Below are 21,902 nucleotides of genomic sequence, written 5' to 3'. Positions count from 1 at the left end.
CATTAAAATCAATATAATCATGACTGCTTTTTTCATAAATGGATTAATTTTTCTTGGAGGTCACCAAATGAACGTTATGCTGGGAATTGATATTGGCACTACTAGTACTAAAGGACTTTTATGTCGCACCAATGGCCAGATTGTTGCCCAATTCAATCATTCTTACCCATTACAGCAATCCGTTGCCGGAACTGCTGAAGAAAATCCACAAGCAATTCTAATGGCAGTTACTTCTGGATTGCAAGCAATTCTCCGAACAGTCCAACAACAACAATTAACTTTAGCTGGTTTAAGTTTTTCCAGTGCCAATCAAAGTCTAATTGCTTTGGATAACCTACATCGTCCACTAACCAACTTGCTTACCTGGGCTGATACACGAGCAGCACCTGCAGCAGCGAAATTGAAAAAAAGTGAGTTTGCTGATGAGCTTTATCAAAGAACTGGAACACCACTACACCCAATGTCACTTTTAGCCAAATTAATTTGGTTAAAAACTAGTCAACCTAAAATTTTTAAACAAGCAACTTATTTTTGTGGAATTAAAGAATATATTTTGTGGAAGCTATTTGGAAAATGGCAAATGGATATTTCGATTGCTAGTGGAACTGGCTTATTCAACTGGCAACAACAAAATTGGGACCCAGAAATTCTAGCAATCGCGGGCATTCAAGAAAGTCAGTTACCGCCAATTGTTGATAGTTACACAACTTTTAGTAAAATGCGTCCTGACTTGGCGGCTAAATTAAATTGGCCCCAAGCAACTCCAATTGTTCAAGGTGCCTTTGATGGCGCCTTAGCTAATTTAGGAGTCAATGCCCTTGACTCAAAGACAGCCGCCTTATCAATCGGAACTTCAGCGGCCATCCGCTTGCTCAGTAAGCAACCTGCACTTGACCCTCAAGGACGCTTATTTTGCTATGCAGTCTCCCAGCAGCAATGGGTCATTGGCGGGCCAGTTAATAATGGCGGTATCGTATTGCGATGGGCATTGGAAAAATTATTTACTAATGAAAAAATTATCTGGGAAAAAGCTGGTGCAGATCCTTATGAACAGTTATTACAAATAATTCAAACAATTCCAGCTGGGGCCAATGGCTTATTATTTTTCCCATTTCTGAATGGCGAACGAGCACCTTTATGGGATGCTGATATCCGTGCTAGTTTCATTGGTTTGACCCAAACACATAGTCGAGCAGAAATGGCTCGAGCTGCCGTTGAAGGAATCATTTTTAACCTCCGCAGTGTCTGGGAAATCTTTAATAATCACACTTTTAGTCAAAAACAATTAGTACTCAGTGGTGGTTTCGCCAAGTCGCCCTTCTTACGCCAATTGATTGCTGACATTTTCAATTGTCCTGTTCAAGTACCCGCTCAAATTGAAGCTTCTTGTCTTGGGGCAATCTTATTGGGAATGGATGCGCTTGGCTTAACCGACGACTTAGCGCAAAGTGCAGCTGCCCTTAGTGGAACGGTAACTACCTATCAACCGAATCCAGCAGCCGCAAAATCCTATACTGAATTATTTACTATTTATCAACGCTTGCAAGACCACTTAGGCCATGAAACAACAGCTTTAACTGCTTGGCAGCGAAAATTCAATTAATATTAACGTGAAAAAGAAAGGATGATCTTCATGGAAATTGGAATGATTGGTTTAGGTAAAATGGGGCTTAATTTGGTTAAAAATTTGCTTGATCAGCAAGTGGACGTCACTGCGTTTGATTTGAGTGCTACTGCTCGATCAGTTGCGCAAAGCAACGGTGCGCGAACTGCGGATAACTTGGCTAAACTGGTGGCTCAGTTAACACGTCCGAGATTAATTTGGATCATGGTCCCTGCTGGCAAGCCAACCGATACCACAATTAATCAGTTGGAAAAACTGCTTGATGCCGACGATATCGTGATTGATGGTGGAAATTCATTTTATCAAGACTCGATTCGTCACGGCAAACAACTAGCAACAGCCAAGATTCACTTTTTTGATGTGGGAACTTCTGGTGGGATGGCTGGAGCACGACACAATGGTAATTTTATGATCGGTGGTCCAAAAGAAGTTTTCCCACGAATTGAACCATTATTTAAAAAAATTGCTGCTCAAAATGGTTATCTCTACACTGGGCCAACTGGTTCGGGGCACTACTTAAAAATGGTCCATAATGGAATTGAATATGGAATGATGCAGGCTATCGGTGAAGGCTTTGAGATTTTACAAAAGTCCCCTTATGCTTACGACAATGCCGCCGTGGCCCAAGTCTGGAATCATGGTTCAGTAATTCGCAGCTGGCTGATGGAACTTGCTCAGCAGCAATTCGCTCACGATCCGCAACTATCACAAATTAAAGGTGTCATGCATTCCTCAGGTGAAGGTGCTTGGACTAGTGAAGAAGCAATTCGCTTGCATGTTGCTGCTCCAGTTATTAGCGCTGCTTTAATGATGCGTTATCGTTCAGAAGAAGCAGACACCTTAAATGGCAAAGTTGTTGCTGCTTTGCGTAATGGTTTTGGTGGTCATGCAGTGGAAAAAAATTAATGAAGAAATATGGTATTAAAGATTGGAACTTTTCACATTTTGATAGTCGTTGAAAAAACGAGATACTTCCTTGAAATTGTCAAAAAATAGTTCTAAGTTATTTAACAACTAATATGCAGTTACTAGATATGGGGACTAGAGACGACAAACTGTTAAAAACCTTTTATTATTCAAATAATAAGATTCAAATGGCCGAAATACGGACCCCTAATATTGAGTTTTTAAAGCAAACAATTGCTAGGCACGGAATAAGGCCTCATGAGTTCTAAGAAGATCATGAAGCTGATTTACCTGTAAAGAATAATCCTTTAGATATCATTACCAACAGTCATGCCGACTTTGATTCCAAAATAATCAAAAACAACTTAAAAATTGGTGATTATTTTATAAGCCAGAAAGTTAGTTCTTTAAACAAATATTCATTATCACACTTTTTTAATAGTAATTATATACAGGCATATCCAGATAATACCTTGTTAATTATCAGCGTAAAATTTCAAAACTTAGATTTTGAAATCATAGTGGCTAAAACATATCAACCTGATATGGCTTTTTTTGACGTTGGCGCCATTGTTTACTACCCTTTGATCATCCGCAATTCCTCAATTCAACGTTGATAATTGCTTAAACCAACTTGATCAAGCGATCAAAAGTTTTGGATCAGTTATGACTGAGAAAGACTGTTTTATTTTAGTTGTTAGGAAAAATAGCATATCTAGAGAAACAATAGGAAGAACATCTCATTGAGACACTCTTCTTATTTTTTTATACTTGTCCCTAACATCTAGTTTATATGCGAAAGAATCTCAAATTAACGAGATTTTTAGATAAGTCTGGCTTAACTTGTATTTCACTCCGTTTTTCGATTAACCAATCCAATCTCGCCTTAAGACCATTAAATCTTGAACTTTTTCTTATCTTAGAATAAGTTGATATACCTCAAAAGAAAATCTACCGACTTCAATGATTTTTTAAAGATACAAAATATATCTCCAGGAATTAGCCCTACACAACGGAGGCCAATTTCAAATTCCTTTTTCTTTATCACCCACTCTGAAATGCACCTGACTAGTCATAACTAACATCTTCAATGTTACAACCATTTGATACATAAGGAGGTGAAAAGCACAAAATAGTTCATAATAGATATATATTATTTAAGAGTTTAATAAATTAAAATTGTTTAATTTATTAAAAAAAGTTGACAAATATATTTGTGTCCTGTATTGTTAGTCAAGTAAAAGGAGTAATCTAAATGAGTGGAAAAAGAAATAAAAAAGTTTTTTTATTCTGGCTATTTTTTCATTATTATTAATGGGTCTCTCAGCCAGTATGGCTTTGGCTGTTAATACTTCGTATGTGCATTTCGAATTTCGAATGACTAGCCCAAATGACCAAACTTATCGTCAGCAAAAGTGGACTAAATCTAGTTATTATTTAAAATCTACTAGTTCAAGCCGGCCATGGCATACTGCCACCGCTTGGGGTCAATCTTATAAAGCTGGAAGGACTGGAAATATTGATGTGTCTGGAGGAGTTAAATATCACGTATATCCCTATCATACATATAGGCTAACAAATTATTTAGTTGAAAGATATGGGGCTGGAAATAATGCGTATATAATGGCTAATTCTTATGGTTATGGTTCTTCCTATGGAACTTGGCATGCGGATTGACAATTTGTAATTAAAAAAGCCATTCAACTAGAATGGTTTTTTTTAGAAGGGAATTTTTGTGAGATATTATTTTAAAAGAGTGAATGACTTTCGCTATTACTACGGTTTTTTACTAGGATTACTGATTATTTTCTTACATATTGTATTTTCGGTTATACCCACGAGAGAATATTTAAATATTAATACTGTTTTTCTTTTTACTCCTTATACAAAATGGATTACTTTCGATACCAATGGAACATATTCAATTCTTTTCGTATTAGCTTTACCTCTTTTTTGTTCACTTGGGCTAAATCAGCTTGTTTACGATGACTTAAAAAGTGGCTTTTGGCACTATAAATTGCCACACAGTAGTATAGTTCGGTATGCACTAGAAACGTCATTTTTGAGCTTTTTGAATGGTTTCGTAGTATGTACTGCACTATTATCAATTGATCTTGGAATCACATTTTTGCTTTTGCCTAATATAATTCCAAACTTCATTTTAAATTCAAATACTGCTGTCCTGCCAGACTTTACTTATTTTTCAAAATTATACTACACACATCCATTATATCTTTTTGTTTTTTATATTATTCTTTCTGGATTTATCGCCGGACTTTTTTCATTGTTTTCAGGTATGTTATCTTTTTACATTCACAAAAAGTTTGCAGTTATTTCAACTGGTTTTGTTGTAGGATTTGTTATATCCGTGTTAGCAACTGTTTTTTTTAACCAAATCTATTCACCATTGTTGCTAATAATTGGTTTTAGCCCCGTTTATAACCCACCAATAACTTTGGTTGTGTTAATGTATTTTATCATACTGGCAATAGTTGAAATGATCTTCGTTTTAGGAGTGCGTAAAAATGCGATATTGTAAATATTTTTTAAAAAAACAAGAGCTGGGCAATTGTTTCGGATATTTAGTAGCACTTTTAATTTATACTACATTGACTACCTCTTTATCTTTAAATACAGCTAATGATATCAAAGGTATTATGCAACTAATAACTGTTAGTATTTTACAGCCCTCAAATACTTTAAACGTCATTTTACCACTATCCTCAATATTATTTTTGATTAACTGGAAAATGCCTACTATCCGTGAAGTATACAGTTTAAACGATTCTAATAAAATTGTTAAATTTATTATGTGTTCAATTACTTTTAATGTGCTACTGTTGTTATCCGGCATTTTACTTGGGGGTCTGCTTTTCTTTTTTTATTCAAAACAAAATCTCTTTTTTGATTCTAAAAATTTAACGGTAACCCTACTTTTAGGAAGTACCTTCATTATGGGATTTTTTTCATATTATTTTGTTTTGGCATTTACAGCTTTTTTCTTAAATAAAATATATGCCTTCTTTCTACTTACCCTTTTGAGTTTTGGTGATAATTACATTTCCATACATTACAATGTTTCGCTTTATTTCTTTCATGGCATAGGGCAACTAACGTCAATCAAAATAGGTCCTATTTCTTGGGCCTTCGACATCATATTGTATAGCTTTTTTCTATATATCACACAGCAGTTTTTTGTCGATACAATTGAAAGAAGGAAAATCTATGCATAATAACTTATTCTGGGGAATTTTTAAAAGGAATAGCTATCTCTTTTTCGGCAATATCAAGTATAGACTTATCTTTGTTCTGCTTATTCAATTGATTCTGATTGAATCTTTTCTTTCTCCTGGGAGTGACTGGAGTTTTATGACTTTATTACGTGGTGTTACTGAGCTGTCACAGATTTCTAGTTTCCCTTTTGTATGGCTTTTCTTTATCTTTTCACCTTTTTTAATAATAGGGGATGGTTTTCAAGAATTGGTGAAAAAACATTATCCTTTGGTTAGTTCAGTTCCACTTAAAATATATCTGTTCATTGGATTTTTTCTAGTCAGTAGTATTGCCTGCACTTTGCCCTTCTTATGGCTGTTGCTAACTTTATATAAAGGTGTGAACTTGAGTTATTTTTTCTACTTGGTAATAACATTTATTATTTTGACACTTTTTTTTAGCATTTGTACACTTTTTTTTGAAAATACCTTAGTCCAGTTAATATTTTTTTCTTTATTTATATTAAGTGTCACAAAGAAAGGAATACCAGTGCTTGATAGATTAATGACTTGTCGTTTTAATAGTTTTAGTCTCTTAGATTTGTTAAGTTTGTTAGTCATAGCAGTCGTGGCAGTGCTTTTGTTAAAACAACTATCACGGATTGATTTTTACTAAATTATTAAAGGGAGTACTAGTTAATGGAAAATGTTATTCAAATAAAAAACCTCTATAAAAAAATCAAAAAGAAAGTAATTTTACAAAACATTAATTTAACTATTAATAAAAATAAAATTTACGGATTTAGTGGGCCAAATGGTTCTGGTAAAACCATGACTTTTAAAGTGATTTTAGGCTTTGTTCGCCCTACCAGTGGGAAAATAGTTGTAAATAATGAAGAAATTAGGAAAGACACTCTATTCGCACAAGATGTCGGATTTTCAATTACTGAGTACGGACCATTAATTCATAAAACAGCCCAAGAAAATCTTGAACTTTTAGCACTTTTAGGAAAGCATAACTCCGAAAAAATTCCGCAATTACTTTCATACGTTGGACTGAAACCTGATGATAAGCGTAAGGTGAAAGAGTTCTCTTTAGGCATGAAACAGCGTCTCTCAATAGCGATGGCTCTAATCGGAGATGCAGACATTCTAATATTTGACGAGCCTACTAATGCTTTAGACGAGGAAGGTCAACAATTTCTTCTTTCAATGCTTAAAGATCAAAAAAAGCTTGGAAAAACCATTTTAATTTCTAGCCATGATAAAAATTTTCTGACAGAAATTGCAGATAAGATTTTTGTTTATAGCGACGGGAGTATCATACGAGAGGAAGAGATCAGTGAAAAATAAAAGGAGGTTAATATTCTATGGAGTACTAATTTGCTGTGTTTTTCTCTTAGTTGGCCTTATCTGTATTAATAATGACAATCAAAAAAAGTATCAACATTTTACGGTAGCTAGTATAGCTGTGACAAAAAAAGAAAAAATACTTGGAAATTGTGAAACGGTTTCATTCACACAAAAGCATCGTCTAGCTGGATATCAATTTTGCCTTAAGTTAAAAACCGACAAAGAAATTACATTATCAGCAGATAACTTTTATTTATTGGAAGGATATAAGAAGCCAAGTAACCAATTTGAAAATCTTATTGTTAACAATCAAAAAGAGAAAGGGCTCGTAAAATTACATAAAGGAATCAATACCCTTAGTGGCGATACTCAGAAGGACCCTACTTACGACGGTCCACTTTTTTTAGTAATCAAAACTAGAAGTGGTGATTTAACGTACAAAAACTATATTTTTAAAAATAATTTCTAGATATATAACTAATAAAAAGTTTATATATCGTCTTGGCTCAAGTGGTTTGAGCACCTATTGCCTGATCTCAAGACACTTAATCCAAGGTTTTCAACACCAAATCTGTCTCCATCGGTTTACTAAATTATTTTCCTCCTTGATTGTAATAAAAATATCATCGCCTCTAAATAAACATAAAATTATTCAGCAAATTGCCGATTTCCATGAAGCAGCTTAGAATATCTGAAAATCAGCCAGACCATGTACACCTAACTTCAAAAGTAGATATGCTAACCAAGTTAAAGCTTTCAAGAATGAACCTGCCCGAATATTTTTCAAAAAGCACCCCGAAATAAAACAGCAAGAAATTCTAGAACGATCATTTATGTTTTTACACCGCTATTAGTCAACCTGAAAAAAGATGTCATAGAGCGTATATCGATAAGCAAACTAAAAAATCCCTTGCGAAGTTAATTTAGGGCAAGCATTTGCCTAATTAAAACCAAGAGATTTTTACATTAGAATTAGTTAAAATAAATTTTGTAAATCAGTTACAATATCACTGAAGAATTGTTTAACTTTAGCCCATAAGCCTTTATTGTTTTTTAATTTATTAAAAATATTTTTAGCATTGTCTTGAATATTTTGTGATAATTTGCTTGCCTGATCTTTAAATGATTGACGGTTCATAACTCCAGAAGCAGCAATTTTTTGCAACAAACTGATGATCTGATTTGCCTGATTTTGAGTTACAATGTTGTTCAAACCGTTTTTCTTAAGTTCTTTATCAACAATATCAGCAATATCTTGTCGACTTAAGCTAGCCGGATTCTTTGAAGCTGCTATTTCCTGTTTGGCTCCGGCAACAGCATTATTCAATTGGCTATCGGTGTAACCATCTTTACCTTTATTAGATTGCGTAATGTTGCTTAGTAAATTTTGTTCCTCTTGTGCATTATTAATATTCTTTTGATTCAAGGAATTTCCCGCAGCACTGTAAGCAACATAAACACCAGCCAAAGCCCCAGAACCATCTATCGACCGTGGACTAGTTACATAGATATTAGCATTTGTAATTCCAGCAGTTAAAGCCGCATTACGATACTGATTCTGGGTAATCGTCGTAATATTATTCGAACCATTGTAGTCAACAATCTTTACATTGATCCCACCATTATTAGTTTTTTGAATTAAAGCTGATGACCAAACACCTGAATTATCAGTAAAACTGTCCCCGCTTGGGTTTAGATACTGAACTAAATCAGCCCCATCAATTGTAATTGTTTGAACATTACTGCTATCGACATTAGCGGCATCTTCTAGCGTCTTAGCAACCTCGCTTTCCTCGGAATTGGTCAACGATGTTCCTAAGGTCAAAACAGGTTGACTTAAAGTTACTTGGCTCGAGCTTGATGAGTCAACATTATCATCGTTTGAATTTGATGTACTGCTTGAGTTAACAGCCGAAGAACTGCTACTATTATTGGTACTTGCATTTGTATTGTTATCAGCTAACGCATGCATTTCTTTAATCGAAACAGCACCACCAACCATTAATCCAATCGAGATCGCAAAAATCATTTTTTTGAAGTTCATTTGAATTACACCTTTCTTGTTGTTCCTCGATAAAAAGTCCAAATATTTATTTATCAGGAAACCTTTTTCACTTGTATACGTCATTTGTAAAATTAAATTAGAAACAAAAAGCCATTTAGGGTAGACTTTTGAATATTCCTAATCAAAAAAGATAACCACAATGGCCTATAGACATCTTACCACACGTGAATTAGCCTTCACATATAAAAGATATTAAAAGTTTATCAAGCTGGCAAGGATCTTAAACATCCCAACGAAAATATTTATCTCACACAAAATAAAGAACTTTGGGAGAATGCACACCAAACTGCAACAGTTGGGAGATGCACAGATTGTTTACTAATTTTCTTTGCTTCTCTTGTGGTCGGCTTAATATTCGCTTGTTTTACGGCTATTGCATCGCAAGAAAACTAAATAGGCAACATCTAGCCCACCAAAAAAAACCCTAACGACCGCGAATCGTTAGGGGTTTTGGTGTCAATAGTGTTACTAAACTTCTTTGCAGAAAATTATAACATGAAGCCTCCCCGAATTGTTGTCCAATCTCGGTGATACACTTCACAGACACTTTTCAACTATTCAACTACTTTTCTTACGCTAATGCTGGTGTCGCTACATCTACACCATGTGGATCTGTGATCACCACAATTACCGTTGGATCATAGCCCGCTTGTTTAATCGCATCAATATCAAATTCAACAAGTACATCTCCTCGTTTAACAAACTGTTCTTGTTTGACTTTGACATCGAAGCCTTTGCCTTTCATCATTACTGTATCCAAACCAATATGCAAAAGAATTTCTGCTCCAGCCATAGTAGTTAACCCAATTGCATGACCTGTTTCATATGCAACCGTTACTTCTGCATCAACTGGTGCCCGTAATATTCCTTTAGTTGGCTCAACTGCAAAGCCTTCTCCCATAGTACCTGCAGAAAACACCTGATCGTTTACTTTTGATAATGGAATAACTTTGCCTTCAACTGGAACACTCAAAGTTTCTTTAGTACCTGTTTGGGTCGTAATTTTTGAACCTGGGCGTTGTTTCTTATCAACTTTCTTGCCTATCTCCATGTTATCGTTATAACCCCAGAACCAGGTTGCAATAAACGATACTACAAGTGCTGCTGCACTAGCCAATAAGAAGGCATAGAAACTATTTAAATCAGTTGGATGTTGAGGATTGAAGAAAGAAGAAAAGCCAATTAATGATCCTGTAAAACCATACATTGTTCCGTGCATTAAACCAGTTATCAAACCACCGACAGCCGAACCCATTAAACCAGAGATAAAGACTTTACGATAGCGTAAGTTAACCCCGTAAATTGCCGGCTCTGTTACTCCGCAAAAAGCTGAAATTGCAGCTGCAAAACCAACTTCTTTGATCTTATCTTTATGCGACTTGATGGCAACTGCTAAAACAGCAGCCCCTTGTGAAACCATTGTTGAACAGATAATCGCATTTAACGCACTTTGTCCACTTCCCGTAATTTGTTGAGCAACCAGCGGAACAACGCCCCAATGCAAACCGAAAATAACTAGAACTTGGTAGAATCCTCCAATAACAAAACCGCCAAGCCAGCCAGAAGCGTTAACCAACCAGTTGATTACATCAGCAATTCCATTGGCAAAGCCTTGAATAATAGGGCCTGTAATCACAAGTGTAATTGTCGAAACAATCATTACTGTAATTAAGGGATTAAAAATCATCTGCAAATAACTTGGAAGATGCTCTTTTAACCATTCACTTAGTTTTTTAGCCATATAAGCAGCCAAAATCATTGGAAAAATCGAGTACGTATAATTCAAAAATTGAAATTTGAAGCCACCGATCTCAAACATTAACTTAAAGGCTTTCCCATAATTAACCAGGGATGGATATGCTAATACACCACCAATAACGGCTGCAACTATTGGATCACTGTTTAATCTTTTAGCAGCTGCATAACCAACTAGTATAGGCAGAAAATAAAAAGCAGAATCTGCAATTGCACTTATTGTAATATAAAGAACACTGGTTGAACTTAATAATGAACCAAGTTGTGGTAATGTTAATAATGCCAAAATACCTTTAATAATACCAGCTGCTGCAATTACGCCTATAACCGGGCTCATTGCCCCTGTAATAAAACCAATTAAATTTTCAAATCCACGCGTTATCGGATTGCGTTTATCATTATCATTGTTTGTTGTTATATCTTGTTCACCATCGCTAAAATCCGCGCCAAGTTGTTTGCTAACTGCATCAAAAACATTGCTTACTTCGTTACCAATAACAACCTGATATTGACCTGAAGCATGGATAACGTCTAATACATCACTATTTTCTCGCAGAGCATCATCATTAGCTTTGCTCTCATCTTTTAGATAGAAGCGCAGCCGGGTAATACAATGGATAACGTTTTTTATATTGTCTTTTCCACCAACATCTTTAATAACGTTGTCCGCTAACTGGGTATAATCTTTTTTTGCCATTAGTTTTACCTCCATTTTGTTAAAGCGTTTTCCTTTCAAAATTATATTACAACTTGTGCGCACAAGTGTCAATTATATTGTAAGCATTTTATTTGTTTAAATATTAGTAATTTTATTGTAGTTTGCATTGCTTGTGCGCACATCAAATAATATAATAATATAAAAAGTCATTAGGAGAATGTGTTTTAATATGGAAAATAGCAAACAAGAGATCATCACTCGTGATATCGCACTCAAGATTAAGCATAAAGTATATAGTCCAGGGGAATATCTACCTAGTGAAAATCAACTTTCAGAATTATATGGTGCTGCTCGAAATACTGTCCGCAAAGCCCTAGAGGATCTGATGGATCTCGGTTTAATTCAAAAAATTAAAGGCAAAGGATCACTTGTTTTGGATATCCAAAGATATTCCTTTCCTGTTTCTGGCATTACTAGTTTCAAAGAACTTAACCAAGCCTTGGGAATGAATGCTGAAACCAAAGTTTTACGTCTAGAAGAATTAGATAAATTGCCTGCTAATCTTTCTATCGAAGCAGTTCCTGCAAAAAAAGTTTTCTATTTAGAAAGATTACGTTTAATTGATGGTGAGCCTGCTGTTTTAGACCGAGACTATCTCCTAAATCCAACGGTAAAATCATTACCACTAGCTGCTGCTAAAAATTCGATTTATGCTTATCTAGAAGATGAGTTAGGAATAAAGATCTCCTATGCTACTAAAGAAATAACCGTTCGCAAGGTCGATGATTATATTGCACAAGCTTTGCACCTTGACCATGACAAACGAGCTGTTTTGGTTTTTAGCAAAACATATTTAGAAGATACCTCCCTTTTTCAAATTACCGCTTCATACCATAATCCTGACGAGTTTAGTTTTAACGACTTTGCTCGTCGACGTAAAATATAGCTATTAGGAGGATATTATGATTAATTTAGGCGAAAAAGTTATCTATCAAATTTATCCAAAATCATTTTATGATAGTGATGGCGATGGTTTAGGCGACTTGCAAGGCATCATTGCCAAAATACCTTATATTGCTAAATTGAATGTCGATATGATTTGGTTTAACCCTTTCTTTGTTTCACCACAAAATGATAATGGCTATGATATTGCTGATTACTATCAGATTGATGAACGTTTTGGTACAATGGCTGATTTTGAACAATTAGTTGCCGAACTTAAAAAAATTAATGTTGGTGTGATGTTGGATATGGTATTTAATCACTGTTCCACCCAACATGAATGGTTTCAAAAAGCGCTTGCTGGTAATAAAAAATATCAACGCTATTTTTATCTACGACCTGCTAAAGTTGCTGGCAGTCTGCCGAACAACTGGCAATCTAAGTTTGGTGGCCCTGCTTGGAGTCGTTTTGGTCAAAGTGAGCTATATTATCTGCATCTATACGATCCAACTCAAGCTGACCTAGATTGGCACAATCCTGATGTTCGCGCTGAAGCTAGTAAAATTGTAAACTTTTGGCGTAAAAAAGGCGTTCAAGGCTTTCGGTTTGACGTTATCAACGTTATTGGCAAGGATCATGAACTAGTTGATTCACTCAATCCAATTCAAGAAAAAACTTTGTACACTGATACTCCTGTTGTTCATCAATATCTTAAAGAACTAAACCAAAATAGTTTTGGCCAAGATAAAGAGATTATTACAGTTGGTGAAATGTCATCCACTAGTATTGCAAATTCAATTGAATACACGCGACCACAAGAACATGAACTATCTATGGTCTTTACCTTTCATCATCTAAAAGTAGACTATAAAAACGGTCAAAAGTGGTCTAACATGCCCTTTGATTTCATGAAATTAAAATCACTACTGACCTCCTGGCAATTAAACATGGATCGCGGTAACGGTTGGAATGCCCTTTTTTGGAATAACCACGATCAACCTTGGGCTTTAAGTCGCTTTGGCGATACCGACAAATATCGAATAAAATCAGCTCAAATGTTGGCTACTGCTCTTCATTGTCTACGAGGTACACCTTTTATCTATCAAGGCGAAGAACTCGGCATGATTAACCCCGATTACAAGTCTATTTCTGATTTTGTTGATGTTGAGTCCCTGAATGCTTATAAAGAACTGTTGCGGCAAGGGAAAACACCGCAAGCAGCTTTTAACTTAATCAAAGGTAAATCCCGTGATAACTCGCGTATTCCTATGCACTGGGATGCTTCGGCAACTGCCGGATTCACTAATGGCACACCCTGGCTGCAACCAACTAATCAAGCAGAAATTAATGTTAACGCCGAACTAGATCACGGCGAAATCTTTAACTATTACCAAAAACTAATTGCGCTTAGAAAAAATTACCGACTCATTTCCCAGGGGCACTTTATCCCCTTGTTGGAAGACAATCATGCTGTTTTTGCATACGCTAGATGTCTCGCCGATTCAAGTGAAAAAATCTTTGTCTTTAACAATTTCTATGGCACTGACACGATTGTTAAGCTTCCAACTATGTGTACCAAACAAAAAGGCAAGATTTTGTTGAGTAATTATCCTAATAACTTAGATAAATTGCCACAGGAGTTACACCTTCGGCCCTATGAAAGTTTAGTTTGGTGTACTTTATAGCCGATTGTCATGGCTAAGTATCTGTACTAGAATGTGAGTGGAAAGTAAAAACACTGTTCGGTTGGTAGTCCGGACATAGCAAATAGCTATCAGTAACCTGCCTCCTTGGTTGTCCTTCTTTCTTAATTAACTTTAAGGAGGTAGTCTAATGGATACCATTAAAAGTTCATTGACTATTATATTTGAGCCACCCTTTTACAAAGCTATTTTTGAGCGTTCTTGGGATTCCGTCTATGAAGTCGGACAACTTATTCTAGGTCCGGCTGAACCTAAAACGTGCGACATTTATCGTTTAGTGAATACTTTTTGGACAAAAATTCATTTTTTCGCCAACAACTAAAAAATAATCAATTCTAACCAAAATCAATTTAATCCAACATGGTTTCGGTACTTGCTTGGTCCAAGCCTAAATAAGCTAAAGGGCTTCACTGGAAAAATTTAAAAAGTACATGCCTAGGCCAATATTGTAATTAGATTGCATGTAAACTCGATAAGCACCATTTTTGCGCATTGTGTGCGTACCTAGGTAATTAATATCTGATAAATCACCGACTCTGCCCATAACTTTGTAAAACTATTTTTCTGTGATATGTCGTTCTGGGTGTTTGATAGAAGGAAAAAGCCATTCAGACAAGCAGCCCCTTGACGATACAATAAGAGGTCTGTTTGAACTGGCTTAAGATACAAGATGTTAGGTTTACCAGTTTTTTTGTCGTGAATGAACGCGTTTTGTTTAATAGAATCGTCTGGATTAAAGATATCGGCCTGTTTTAAGCACATGACGTCACTGACTCTTATTACCAACTTGAAAAGCTGTATAGTTACGTCGGCCAGCTTTGAAATTATTGAGTAAAGTATTTTGCACTTCTTTGAGGACGTTTGAATCTTTGATAGGTGAGACAACTTGTTGCATAATTTTAGCCCTTTTAAATGAATTTTTTGATTTTTAGTACAAATTGAAGTACAACATTAAGTACAAAGAGAGGGTGGTAATATGACATTGGCACTAACACAAAGCGATTTCCGCGCTAATCTAAAAAAATATTTGGACCAAGTTAATGACGAAGACGAAACCGTTTATATTGCACGTTCAAATAATCGAGCAGTGGCCATCGTTTCGCAAGAAAAAATGGACTGGCTAGAAAGAGCATTAAAAGCGAAAGAAGGCTCATTAGAATATGCAATTGCGCGTGATCAATTAATTAAACGACATGTTTTGCCTGATGATGAAATTGTAGAATCAAATGATGATTATTGGGGTAAGTTTAAAGCATGAAAAAACTAAAGTTTAAACCACGTGCCACTTTTAACGCCGACCTGAAGCGGTTAGCCAGTTTAAACAAAACTATTATTGATGAAGCTCGAGCAGCTATCGACCTGTTACTTGAACAACAACAATTGCCACCAGAATTTGAAGATCATGAGCTTAATCGGCGAATGAGCGGATATAATGAATTTCATTTACGAGATACACCGAAAAACAAAATACCAAATGAAACTAACGATGTCCTGGTTGTTTATACGATTGATAAAGATGAACTAGTCTTAATCGGAATTCGAGTAGGATCGCACGATCGTTTATTTCCTGGGCAAAATCAGTCTAAAAGTTATCGAAAAAATGACAAATAAAAGAAGCTATTTTATCAATGTTTTTGAGGGGCGATTTAAGATTATTGACCCTAAATTTATATTTAAATTAACCCTTTAATAAACTCCAAGAGTTGTACAGCCAATTCTTGCAGTTTTTCTTCTGGAATGTAATGTCCGGAGCCCTTAATTACTTTTCCTAATGTTTTTAGTTTCTCAAAATAGTATTATTCATGCTAAAAGAGCAAACAATGATTTGAAGTGCAATAGAAAAGTTAGACAATTTAGATTTTGAATTAAGCAACCATGGCTTGCTCCCGGTATTCTACTGGGGTCAAGCCATTTTTAATCGTTCCGGCTGCTTGCTGAACTTTCTTAACTACTTGGTCTGCTCCCAATGCCGCGTTGTTCTCTGTTAATAATTCTTTAATTGGGTCATCAAGCGTAAAACTAACATCTCCATTAGTCACATTATAAGTAACTCCTAAATTGCTATTATTCGTTGAAATTGAACTGCCTACATCAACCTTTAACATTAACGTAACTAATAGAGTCTCTACCGTATAAGTTTCACCAAAAGCTTTAACACCAACTGATTTTACAAACTGAAAAAGTCCATTATTATCTGCAAGTTCTTGAATGATATTATTTATTCTTTGAAGATCATCATTATTACCCTCAGAATTAGTAATGTTAAAATCTTTAGTCGCTGTTTCTCGGGTAGAACTAGTCGCAACCTTATCAATTGCAAAATCACTAATTGAAATTTCTGCAAACTGATCGAAAGCCCACTTTGTTGGAATTGAGAATCCTAAGTTGCCAGAATATCCTGTTAACATATCCTCAACAAAAATCAGAACTAAAAAACCAGTTACATGAGGTTCACCAAGAAATCAGTGAGCGAACGCTAAAACAGCTGAAAGCATTTGCTGAAGAAAATCCAAAAATCAAACAACCCGATCCCGAATCTAATCAAAGTCTGAAATGTTAGCCAGTTTTGTTAAGTCATGCTATAATAAGAGTATGAAAAAGGAAGCCCCGCTGATAACAGGACTTCCCATGCAAGCCGCTTCAAAGGCGGTGGCAGATATTAAAACGACACTAGTTCGCCCTGTAACCTACCAAAGTTGAGCAGGGCGGCTTTTTTATTTTTTCCTTTTGTCGATGTAGGTTAGCAACGCTAAAATAAACATTGTAAACAGCAACATCAACGAGAGTGTCTGGAAGACGCTCATTGACTGTGAAACCTTCCTGAAGATTATTCCATGTTCCCATGGGCCTCACCTCGCAAGAGAAAAGACAGCCACCGCCTTAAAACTTCTTGCTTGATCTATTCCGTAAATCAACCAAGCACAATAACAAGGTAAGTGATGATGAAATGGTGTTTACTATTGCCATACTTACAAATGAAGGTTGTATAATCATCATTGAATTTTTAAATGAAATCTAATTAATATCGTTTTTTATAGATACTACGCTACAAAAAATATTGTATTTTATTAATAAAATCAGCTAGTATGTTTATCCAACTCATTCTACTTTCCTTCAGAAATAATACTCTCTAAGTAGCTTTTATACTCACCTTCAGAATATCGTGATATTATATTAATCAGCTTTTCTTTAGAAATATATCCTTTTCGGAGAGCAATTTCTTCCAAGCAACCAATCTTCAAGCCCTGCCGACTTTCAATTGTTTCAATATATTCAGCTGCATTGTAAAGACTTGCAGTAGTCCCTGCAAACCAAACACTTTCACGGCTGAACTCCCTCAGTCGTTGATATCCGTAATCTCAAGCTCCCCTCTATCCGAAGGAATCATCTTTGTAGCAATCTTACAGACCCGATTGTCATAAAAGTAGATGCCAGAAACAGCAAAGTTCGTTTTAGGGTGCTTAGGCTTTCGACAATATTTGTTACATGATGCTCTTTATCGAACTCAATTACCCCGTAACGTTCAGAATCTGAAACCTGATATGCAAATAGTATGCCACCCCTTTTTAAATCCACACATTTTTTTAGTATAGATGTTAATTGATTCGAAACAAAAATAGCTTTTTTTATTCATCATCAATACTGAACAATAATTTGTACAATGAGATTATTTCTTCTAATTCTTCACGCGATACATGATCAACAATAGCTTCGTCAATGACATGTCTTGCCCGCAAATCTAAGGCTATTGTTTGATCTAATAATACTTTTCCATAGACTGTTTGACTACTAGTTAGTTGATGATATAGCGGAAAATTACGCTCGGTACTACTAATCGGCGCCACAATCGTCATGTTACTTGTCTGACAGACTAGATCATTGCTTAGAGCAATTGCCGGCCGCCTATTCATCTGTTTATGACCACGACTCAGATTAAAGTTAACATAAAATATATCACCTTGGCTTACCATTGAAGCTCATTACCTTCTGACTTTCCCCAATCAAGCTCGTGATCCCGTTTCCCGTCATCTTGCCAATCCTTAAATAGTTCGTGAATATTGGTTGGGTTCTTTTTTATTGGTGTTAAAACAATCGATCCATTTTCAATTGTTATTGTCATATCTTGATTATCATCTAATTTCAGTTGTTTAATAATTTGGCTAGGAATTCTAGCAGCTTTCGAGTTTCCCCACTTTGCCAGGCGTGTTTGTTCTTTAATACGTTCCATATTTTCCCCTCCTAAATTGTCATCCCGAGTCAAGTATATCCCATGTAGATACAAAACGTAATTATTCTTACTGGAGGTCATTCAAATTTCTCTTTTCTTATATTGATAAGAGCATAATACAAAAAAAGTTTCTAAATCAATATTTTTGGGAGTTTTTTTAATATTATTTTAACTTAAAAAAATTCATTTTACCCAAAGTTACTTTATACAAAGGAAGTTTTGTATCAGTTAGAATCCCTAAAAATATGAATAGGACAGCTACTATCCATTTTACTGTTGATCCATGGGGAATCCTTCCGTTTTGGTTTGATTTGGATGATTTAATCATAAGGGGAAGAGATTCCCTTTTCAATAGGATTTTTATTCATTTGCACAAACTATTTTATACTCTCCTCTCGCCAAGTGGTTGATTTGTTAACCGCAGACTGCCACCAAATCCTGAAAAGTAAAATTTATAGTCTAAGTTATACTTCACCGCAATTTTTCAACACTAGTAAAGCAACTTCATTTGTGAGCCTATTTTTAATTTCCAGCAAAGGTGAGCGTTTTAATTGTAACCGATTTCTTTTGTGCTATAATACGAAGTGTAAGGGGTTATAGCAAAGCCTATAATCTTGCTGGGCATCATTTAAAACATGGTAGTCTAGCAAATAAACCGTGATTGCGGTTAGAAAAGAGGTTAAAGCTTGATAATTCCCTTATTTCTCAGCAGTCCAGTGAGATAATTGAACAGTAATTGCTTTTGGATGTATCACGATCCTTGAAGTCTGGAACTGTATCAATTAGTATCAAAAGAGATAAATGTTGGTAGTAAAGTGTAACTGAAAACAAACATTATCTCGCTGGGCTGTTTTTTTGTGCCTAAAAGTTCAAAAAATCGTCATTCCACCTATTATTTATATTGTGGAAGTTTTTGCTGTGCTTTGGCCGCCAATTCTTGGCTAATCTCAGCTAAACGTTGGTAATCATTTACCTGAGATGCCTTATAGCCAACAAAATATGGTGAAGCAATAAAGCGTGGCACCACTTTGGCAATTATCTGCTGTTGGGGTGCAGGATAAAAAAACAAATTATACGAATTGCACCGGCCATTGAAATAATCACCCAATAAATATTGGATTACCAACTGTAAGTAATCTGCGAACTCATCGATCTGATTGATATCTCGTAAAATCAAGTTAAATTCGACAAAGCCCATAATTGGCTCAGTCGCAAGATTTAGTTCAACTCTATCATCAGCCACTACCTTCATCCCCTGAAAATTTTCTGGCTTTATCTGCTGATAAATGTCTGCTTCTTCAAAACCAACAATTTGTAAATGTGGGTGTGATAAACTGCCACCAGACAATGGACCGTAGTTTTTATAAAGCGCAGTGCTACGGTACTTTCCGCTGGCTTGTGTCTGCTGCCGAGCATTCAGCGCAAACTTTAAAATTGCCCGATTCTGTTCATGAGAATATGTCGAAATATCACCTTCATGAACAGCCGTTTCAATAATTACCGTTTGCCAGGTCTTGGCTAACGTCCGGTACTTATTAACTAACCAAATTCGATCAGCTTCTTGTTGAATAATTTTTTCCAGATTGGCTACATCACAAAACGGACAGCTATGATCACGATGAACTATTGTTTCCGGTTTCTGACGAGCAATCTGAGGTTGAAATACTATGACATTGGGATTCATTAATTAATTCCTTTCACTTCAGTCTAAAAAACGATAACTGAAATTATTATCTGGTAAGGCTAGTTTAGGCTTATTGTTCTTTTAATACAAATTCAACTAAAAAAATTTGCTCAAGGTAGTTTTTTTAGTTAGAAATGTGTTAAAATTCAGTTGTTTTAATTGATAATGATTCTCATTTACTAGAATGTTTCTAAATTAGATTATTGGAAGTGATCATTTGCTATCTTTAAGTCCCAAGCCAGCTAGCCATTCAATTACTCATTCATTTAGTTTTAAAAAACTTCTCAAAGTCTGGGGTCCTGGCCTAGTTGTCATGCTGGCCGATACTGATGCTGGCTGTCTAATTACAGCGGCTCAATCTGGAGCTCAATGGCAATATACAATGATTTTGCCACAGTTATTATTGATTCCAATTCTATTTATGGCCCAAGAAATGACAGTCCGTTTAGGAATCGTTACTGGCAAAGGCCATGGTGAATTAATTCGTGATAACTTTGGACTCGGTTGGGCAATTTTGTCTGCCGGAACTCTGGCCGCTTCAGCAATTGGTGCTCTTTTAACCGAGTTTGCCGGAATTGCCGGAGTTGGTGAACTATTTGGTATTTCCAAATGGATCACTGTTCCCATCGCCACGATCTTGTTAGTTGGCATTGCCTTTAGTGGTAGTTATCGTCGAGTAGAAAAAACTGGAATTGTTATCGGCTTAGCTGAACTAGCTTTTATTGCTGCAATGTTCATGGTTCATCCTAGTATTTCAGCAATTGGTCAAGGATTATTGACTGTTCCCTACCACAGTTCCTCTTATATTTATCTTGTAGCAGCCAATGTGGGTGCTGTAATTATGCCTTGGATGATTTTTTATCAACAAGGAGCCGTTGTTGACAAAAAATTGTCTCCAGCTGTTTTACGTAAAGAACAACATGATACAGCTGTTGGAACCGTAATCACTCAAGGAATTATGATCGTCTTTGTAATTACTTTCGCCGCAACTGTCGGTCAGCATCACGGACAAACAGCACTCAACACCGTCGGCGATTTGGCAACTTCTTTAGCTCCTTTTCTGGGAACCACAATGGCCAAAATGTTAATCGGTGTTAGTTTGTTAGGAGGTGCTTTAGTAGCTGCTTTGGTCGTTGCCCTAGCTGGTACTTGGGGCATTACCGAGGTACTCAACTGGCCGCATAGTCTGAATGAAAAGTTAAATCGCAATAATTTTGGCTTTTATCTAATGTATGCTTTAGCCCACATCATTGGTGCTTTTCTAGTATTAATTAATTTTAACTTGGTATCATTGTCAATCACTGTTGAAGTAATGAATGCTTTATTGTTACCCATTGTATTAGGTTTTTTGCTCTTATTGGAAGCAAAAGTTTTACCAGCCCAATATCGGATGCATGGTTGGTATAAATGGATCGTTACGAGTTGCTGCTTAATTGTAATGTTATTCGGTTTATATATGGTTGGCCCGACACTAAAACTTTGGTAATGTTACACTTAAAATTATAAACGCCCGCTATATCAGCTTTGCAACTTTTAGTGCGTAAATGAGCTGATAATTAGCGGGCTTTTTTGCATTTATGCTCAACAATATAGGCATTAACTATTGAAAGTGAGTTGATTCAAATGCATCTCGAACAACAAATTAAGACCAATCGTGAAAAATACCATCTAACCCAAGATGATTTGGCAAAGCGCTTGAATAGCAATCACCAAGCAGTTTCAAAATGAAATTCAGTAATCACCTACCCAGATCTTGATCGACTAATTCAAAT

21 protein-coding genes and 2 pseudogenes are annotated in these 21,902 nt (G+C 35.7%); 14 read left to right on the top strand and 9 right to left on the bottom strand.

Annotated features, from left to right (window positions below; all coding sequences use genetic code 11):
* The first annotated feature begins 67 nt into the window (after positions 1 to 67).
* The 8 genes from G6O73_RS11230 to G6O73_RS11195 all read left to right on the top strand — a co-directional run bounded on the left by G6O73_RS11230 (position 68) and on the right by G6O73_RS11195 (position 7,564).
* Positions 68 to 1,603 carry a gluconokinase gene (locus G6O73_RS11230; protein ID WP_057885187.1) on the top strand — a complete coding sequence of 512 codons (1,536 nt, stop codon included), beginning with the start codon at positions 68 to 70 and terminating at the stop codon, positions 1,601 to 1,603.
* A 30-nt stretch (positions 1,604 to 1,633) separates the two neighbouring features.
* The gene (gnd, locus tag G6O73_RS11225) at positions 1,634 to 2,530 is read left to right on the top strand and encodes a phosphogluconate dehydrogenase (NAD(+)-dependent, decarboxylating) (RefSeq protein ID WP_057885186.1); all 897 of its coding nucleotides are present in this window, start codon (positions 1,634 to 1,636) and stop codon (positions 2,528 to 2,530) included.
* Positions 2,531 to 3,907: 1,377 nt separating this feature from the next.
* Entirely contained in the window at positions 3,908 to 4,207 is a 300-nt protein-coding gene (locus G6O73_RS11220) for a hypothetical protein (RefSeq protein ID WP_157056650.1), read from the top strand.
* 58 nt (positions 4,208 to 4,265) lie between these two features.
* Positions 4,266 to 5,069, top strand: coding sequence for a hypothetical protein (locus tag G6O73_RS11215; RefSeq protein WP_057885184.1), 804 nt, complete (start codon positions 4,266 to 4,268; stop codon positions 5,067 to 5,069).
* Positions 5,056 to 5,763 carry a hypothetical protein gene (locus tag G6O73_RS11210; RefSeq protein WP_057885183.1) on the top strand — a complete coding sequence of 236 codons (708 nt, stop codon included), beginning with the start codon at positions 5,056 to 5,058 and terminating at the stop codon, positions 5,761 to 5,763. The genes G6O73_RS11215 and G6O73_RS11210 overlap by 14 nt, the downstream gene beginning before the upstream one ends.
* A complete protein-coding gene (locus G6O73_RS11205; protein WP_157056649.1) occupies positions 5,738 to 6,418 on the top strand; it encodes a hypothetical protein in 681 nt (226 codons plus the stop codon). Before G6O73_RS11210 ends, G6O73_RS11205 begins: the two co-directional genes overlap by 26 nt.
* Positions 6,419 to 6,441: 23 nt before the next feature.
* Entirely contained in the window at positions 6,442 to 7,095 is a 654-nt protein-coding gene (locus G6O73_RS11200) for an ABC transporter ATP-binding protein (protein WP_057885181.1), read from the top strand.
* Complete coding sequence (locus G6O73_RS11195) at positions 7,085 to 7,564, top strand: hypothetical protein (protein ID WP_057885180.1); 480 nt, start codon at positions 7,085 to 7,087, stop codon at positions 7,562 to 7,564. Before G6O73_RS11200 ends, G6O73_RS11195 begins: the two co-directional genes overlap by 11 nt.
* A gap of 507 nt (positions 7,565 to 8,071) precedes the next feature.
* On the opposite strand, the gene G6O73_RS11190 is transcribed toward G6O73_RS11195, so the two are convergent.
* Positions 8,072 to 9,067 carry a DUF1002 domain-containing protein gene (locus G6O73_RS11190; RefSeq protein WP_083478473.1) on the bottom strand — a complete coding sequence of 332 codons (996 nt, stop codon included), beginning with the start codon at positions 9,065 to 9,067 and terminating at the stop codon, positions 8,072 to 8,074.
* Positions 9,068 to 9,731: 664 nt separating this feature from the next.
* Positions 9,732 to 11,612 (bottom strand): beta-glucoside-specific PTS transporter subunit IIABC, encoded by a 1,881-nt coding sequence (locus tag G6O73_RS11185; RefSeq protein WP_057885179.1) that lies wholly within the window; start codon positions 11,610 to 11,612, stop codon positions 9,732 to 9,734.
* A 190-nt stretch (positions 11,613 to 11,802) separates the two neighbouring features.
* On the opposite strand from G6O73_RS11185, the gene treR reads away from it, so the two are divergent.
* The 3 genes from treR to G6O73_RS11170 all read left to right on the top strand — a co-directional run bounded on the left by treR (position 11,803) and on the right by G6O73_RS11170 (position 14,540).
* Positions 11,803 to 12,519 (top strand): trehalose operon repressor, encoded by a 717-nt coding sequence (gene treR, locus G6O73_RS11180; RefSeq protein WP_057885178.1) that lies wholly within the window; start codon positions 11,803 to 11,805, stop codon positions 12,517 to 12,519.
* 16 nt (positions 12,520 to 12,535) lie between these two features.
* Positions 12,536 to 14,200, top strand: coding sequence for an alpha,alpha-phosphotrehalase (treC, locus tag G6O73_RS11175; protein ID WP_057885177.1), 1,665 nt, complete (start codon positions 12,536 to 12,538; stop codon positions 14,198 to 14,200).
* 148 nt (positions 14,201 to 14,348) lie between these two features.
* Entirely contained in the window at positions 14,349 to 14,540 is a 192-nt protein-coding gene (locus tag G6O73_RS11170; protein ID WP_057885176.1) for a DUF2992 family protein, read from the top strand.
* A gap of 28 nt (positions 14,541 to 14,568) precedes the next feature.
* On the opposite strand, the pseudogene G6O73_RS11165 reads toward G6O73_RS11170, so the two are convergent.
* Positions 14,569 to 15,113, bottom strand: a pseudogene (locus tag G6O73_RS11165) (site-specific integrase).
* Between the two features lie 81 nt (positions 15,114 to 15,194).
* On the opposite strand from G6O73_RS11165, the gene G6O73_RS11160 reads away from it, so the two are divergent.
* The gene (locus G6O73_RS11160; protein WP_057885175.1) at positions 15,195 to 15,476 is read left to right on the top strand and encodes a type II toxin-antitoxin system Phd/YefM family antitoxin; all 282 of its coding nucleotides are present in this window, start codon (positions 15,195 to 15,197) and stop codon (positions 15,474 to 15,476) included.
* Complete coding sequence (locus tag G6O73_RS11155) at positions 15,473 to 15,829, top strand: type II toxin-antitoxin system YafQ family toxin (protein WP_057885174.1); 357 nt, start codon at positions 15,473 to 15,475, stop codon at positions 15,827 to 15,829. The genes G6O73_RS11160 and G6O73_RS11155 overlap by 4 nt, the downstream gene beginning before the upstream one ends.
* 254 nt (positions 15,830 to 16,083) lie before the next feature.
* Here the strand turns inward: G6O73_RS11155 and G6O73_RS11150 are convergent, their stop codons facing one another.
* The 6 genes and pseudogenes from G6O73_RS11150 to G6O73_RS11125 all read right to left on the bottom strand — a co-directional run bounded on the left by G6O73_RS11150 (position 16,084) and on the right by G6O73_RS11125 (position 20,130).
* Positions 16,084 to 16,626, bottom strand: coding sequence for a hypothetical protein (locus G6O73_RS11150; protein ID WP_057885173.1), 543 nt, complete (start codon positions 16,624 to 16,626; stop codon positions 16,084 to 16,086).
* A 306-nt stretch (positions 16,627 to 16,932) separates the two neighbouring features.
* Complete coding sequence (locus G6O73_RS13095; RefSeq protein WP_419504877.1) at positions 16,933 to 16,995, bottom strand: putative holin-like toxin; 63 nt, start codon at positions 16,993 to 16,995, stop codon at positions 16,933 to 16,935.
* Between the two features lie 560 nt (positions 16,996 to 17,555).
* Positions 17,556 to 17,836: pseudogene (locus tag G6O73_RS13015) on the bottom strand (sugar phosphate nucleotidyltransferase).
* A gap of 8 nt (positions 17,837 to 17,844) precedes the next feature.
* A complete protein-coding gene (locus G6O73_RS11135) occupies positions 17,845 to 18,189 on the bottom strand; it encodes a type II toxin-antitoxin system PemK/MazF family toxin (RefSeq protein WP_057885172.1) in 345 nt (114 codons plus the stop codon).
* A complete protein-coding gene (locus G6O73_RS11130; protein WP_057885171.1) occupies positions 18,183 to 18,446 on the bottom strand; it encodes an AbrB/MazE/SpoVT family DNA-binding domain-containing protein in 264 nt (87 codons plus the stop codon). Before G6O73_RS11130 ends, G6O73_RS11135 begins: the two co-directional genes overlap by 7 nt.
* Before the next feature lie 892 nt (positions 18,447 to 19,338).
* Complete coding sequence (locus tag G6O73_RS11125) at positions 19,339 to 20,130, bottom strand: DUF4931 domain-containing protein (protein ID WP_057885170.1); 792 nt, start codon at positions 20,128 to 20,130, stop codon at positions 19,339 to 19,341.
* Positions 20,131 to 20,383: 253 nt separating this feature from the next.
* Here G6O73_RS11125 and G6O73_RS11120 point away from each other — a divergent pair, with 253 nt between their 5' ends.
* Positions 20,384 to 21,616, top strand: a complete 1,233-nt coding sequence (locus G6O73_RS11120; protein ID WP_057885365.1) for an NRAMP family divalent metal transporter — start codon at positions 20,384 to 20,386, stop codon at positions 21,614 to 21,616.
* The last annotated feature ends 286 nt before the right edge of the window (positions 21,617 to 21,902 follow it).

This window comes from Liquorilactobacillus nagelii DSM 13675, from assembly GCF_019444005.1.
In the GTDB taxonomy this organism is placed as follows: Bacteria; Bacillota; Bacilli; order Lactobacillales; family Lactobacillaceae; genus Liquorilactobacillus; species Liquorilactobacillus nagelii.
This window is presented reverse-complemented; position numbering and strand designations above follow the sequence as displayed.

Excerpts from the sequence above, each read along its gene's own strand:
- G6O73_RS11230 (WP_057885187.1), top strand. The coding sequence starts at position 68 with ATGAACGTTATGCTGGGAATTGATATTGGCACTACTAGTACTAAAGGA.
- gnd (WP_057885186.1), top strand. The coding sequence starts at position 1,634 with ATGGAAATTGGAATGATTGGTTTAGGTAAAATGGGGCTTAATTTGGTT.
- G6O73_RS11220 (WP_157056650.1), top strand. The coding sequence starts at position 3,908 with ATGACTAGCCCAAATGACCAAACTTATCGTCAGCAAAAGTGGACTAAA.
- G6O73_RS11210 (WP_057885183.1), top strand. The coding sequence starts at position 5,056 with ATGCGATATTGTAAATATTTTTTAAAAAAACAAGAGCTGGGCAATTGT.
- G6O73_RS11200 (WP_057885181.1), top strand. The coding sequence starts at position 6,442 with ATGGAAAATGTTATTCAAATAAAAAACCTCTATAAAAAAATCAAAAAG.
- G6O73_RS11190 (WP_083478473.1), bottom strand. The coding sequence starts at position 9,067 with ATGCATGCGTTAGCTGATAACAATACAAATGCAAGTACCAATAATAGT.
- G6O73_RS11185 (WP_057885179.1), bottom strand. The coding sequence starts at position 11,612 with ATGGCAAAAAAAGATTATACCCAGTTAGCGGACAACGTTATTAAAGAT.
- treR (WP_057885178.1), top strand. The coding sequence starts at position 11,803 with ATGGAAAATAGCAAACAAGAGATCATCACTCGTGATATCGCACTCAAG.
- treC (WP_057885177.1), top strand. The coding sequence starts at position 12,536 with ATGATTAATTTAGGCGAAAAAGTTATCTATCAAATTTATCCAAAATCA.
- G6O73_RS11170 (WP_057885176.1), top strand. The coding sequence starts at position 14,349 with ATGGATACCATTAAAAGTTCATTGACTATTATATTTGAGCCACCCTTT.
- G6O73_RS11160 (WP_057885175.1), top strand. The coding sequence starts at position 15,195 with ATGACATTGGCACTAACACAAAGCGATTTCCGCGCTAATCTAAAAAAA.
- G6O73_RS11155 (WP_057885174.1), top strand. The coding sequence starts at position 15,473 with ATGAAAAAACTAAAGTTTAAACCACGTGCCACTTTTAACGCCGACCTG.
- G6O73_RS11150 (WP_057885173.1), bottom strand. The coding sequence starts at position 16,626 with ATGTTAACAGGATATTCTGGCAACTTAGGATTCTCAATTCCAACAAAG.
- G6O73_RS11135 (WP_057885172.1), bottom strand. The coding sequence starts at position 18,189 with ATGGTAAGCCAAGGTGATATATTTTATGTTAACTTTAATCTGAGTCGT.
- G6O73_RS11130 (WP_057885171.1), bottom strand. The coding sequence starts at position 18,446 with ATGGAACGTATTAAAGAACAAACACGCCTGGCAAAGTGGGGAAACTCG.
- G6O73_RS11125 (WP_057885170.1), bottom strand. The coding sequence starts at position 20,130 with ATGAATCCCAATGTCATAGTATTTCAACCTCAGATTGCTCGTCAGAAA.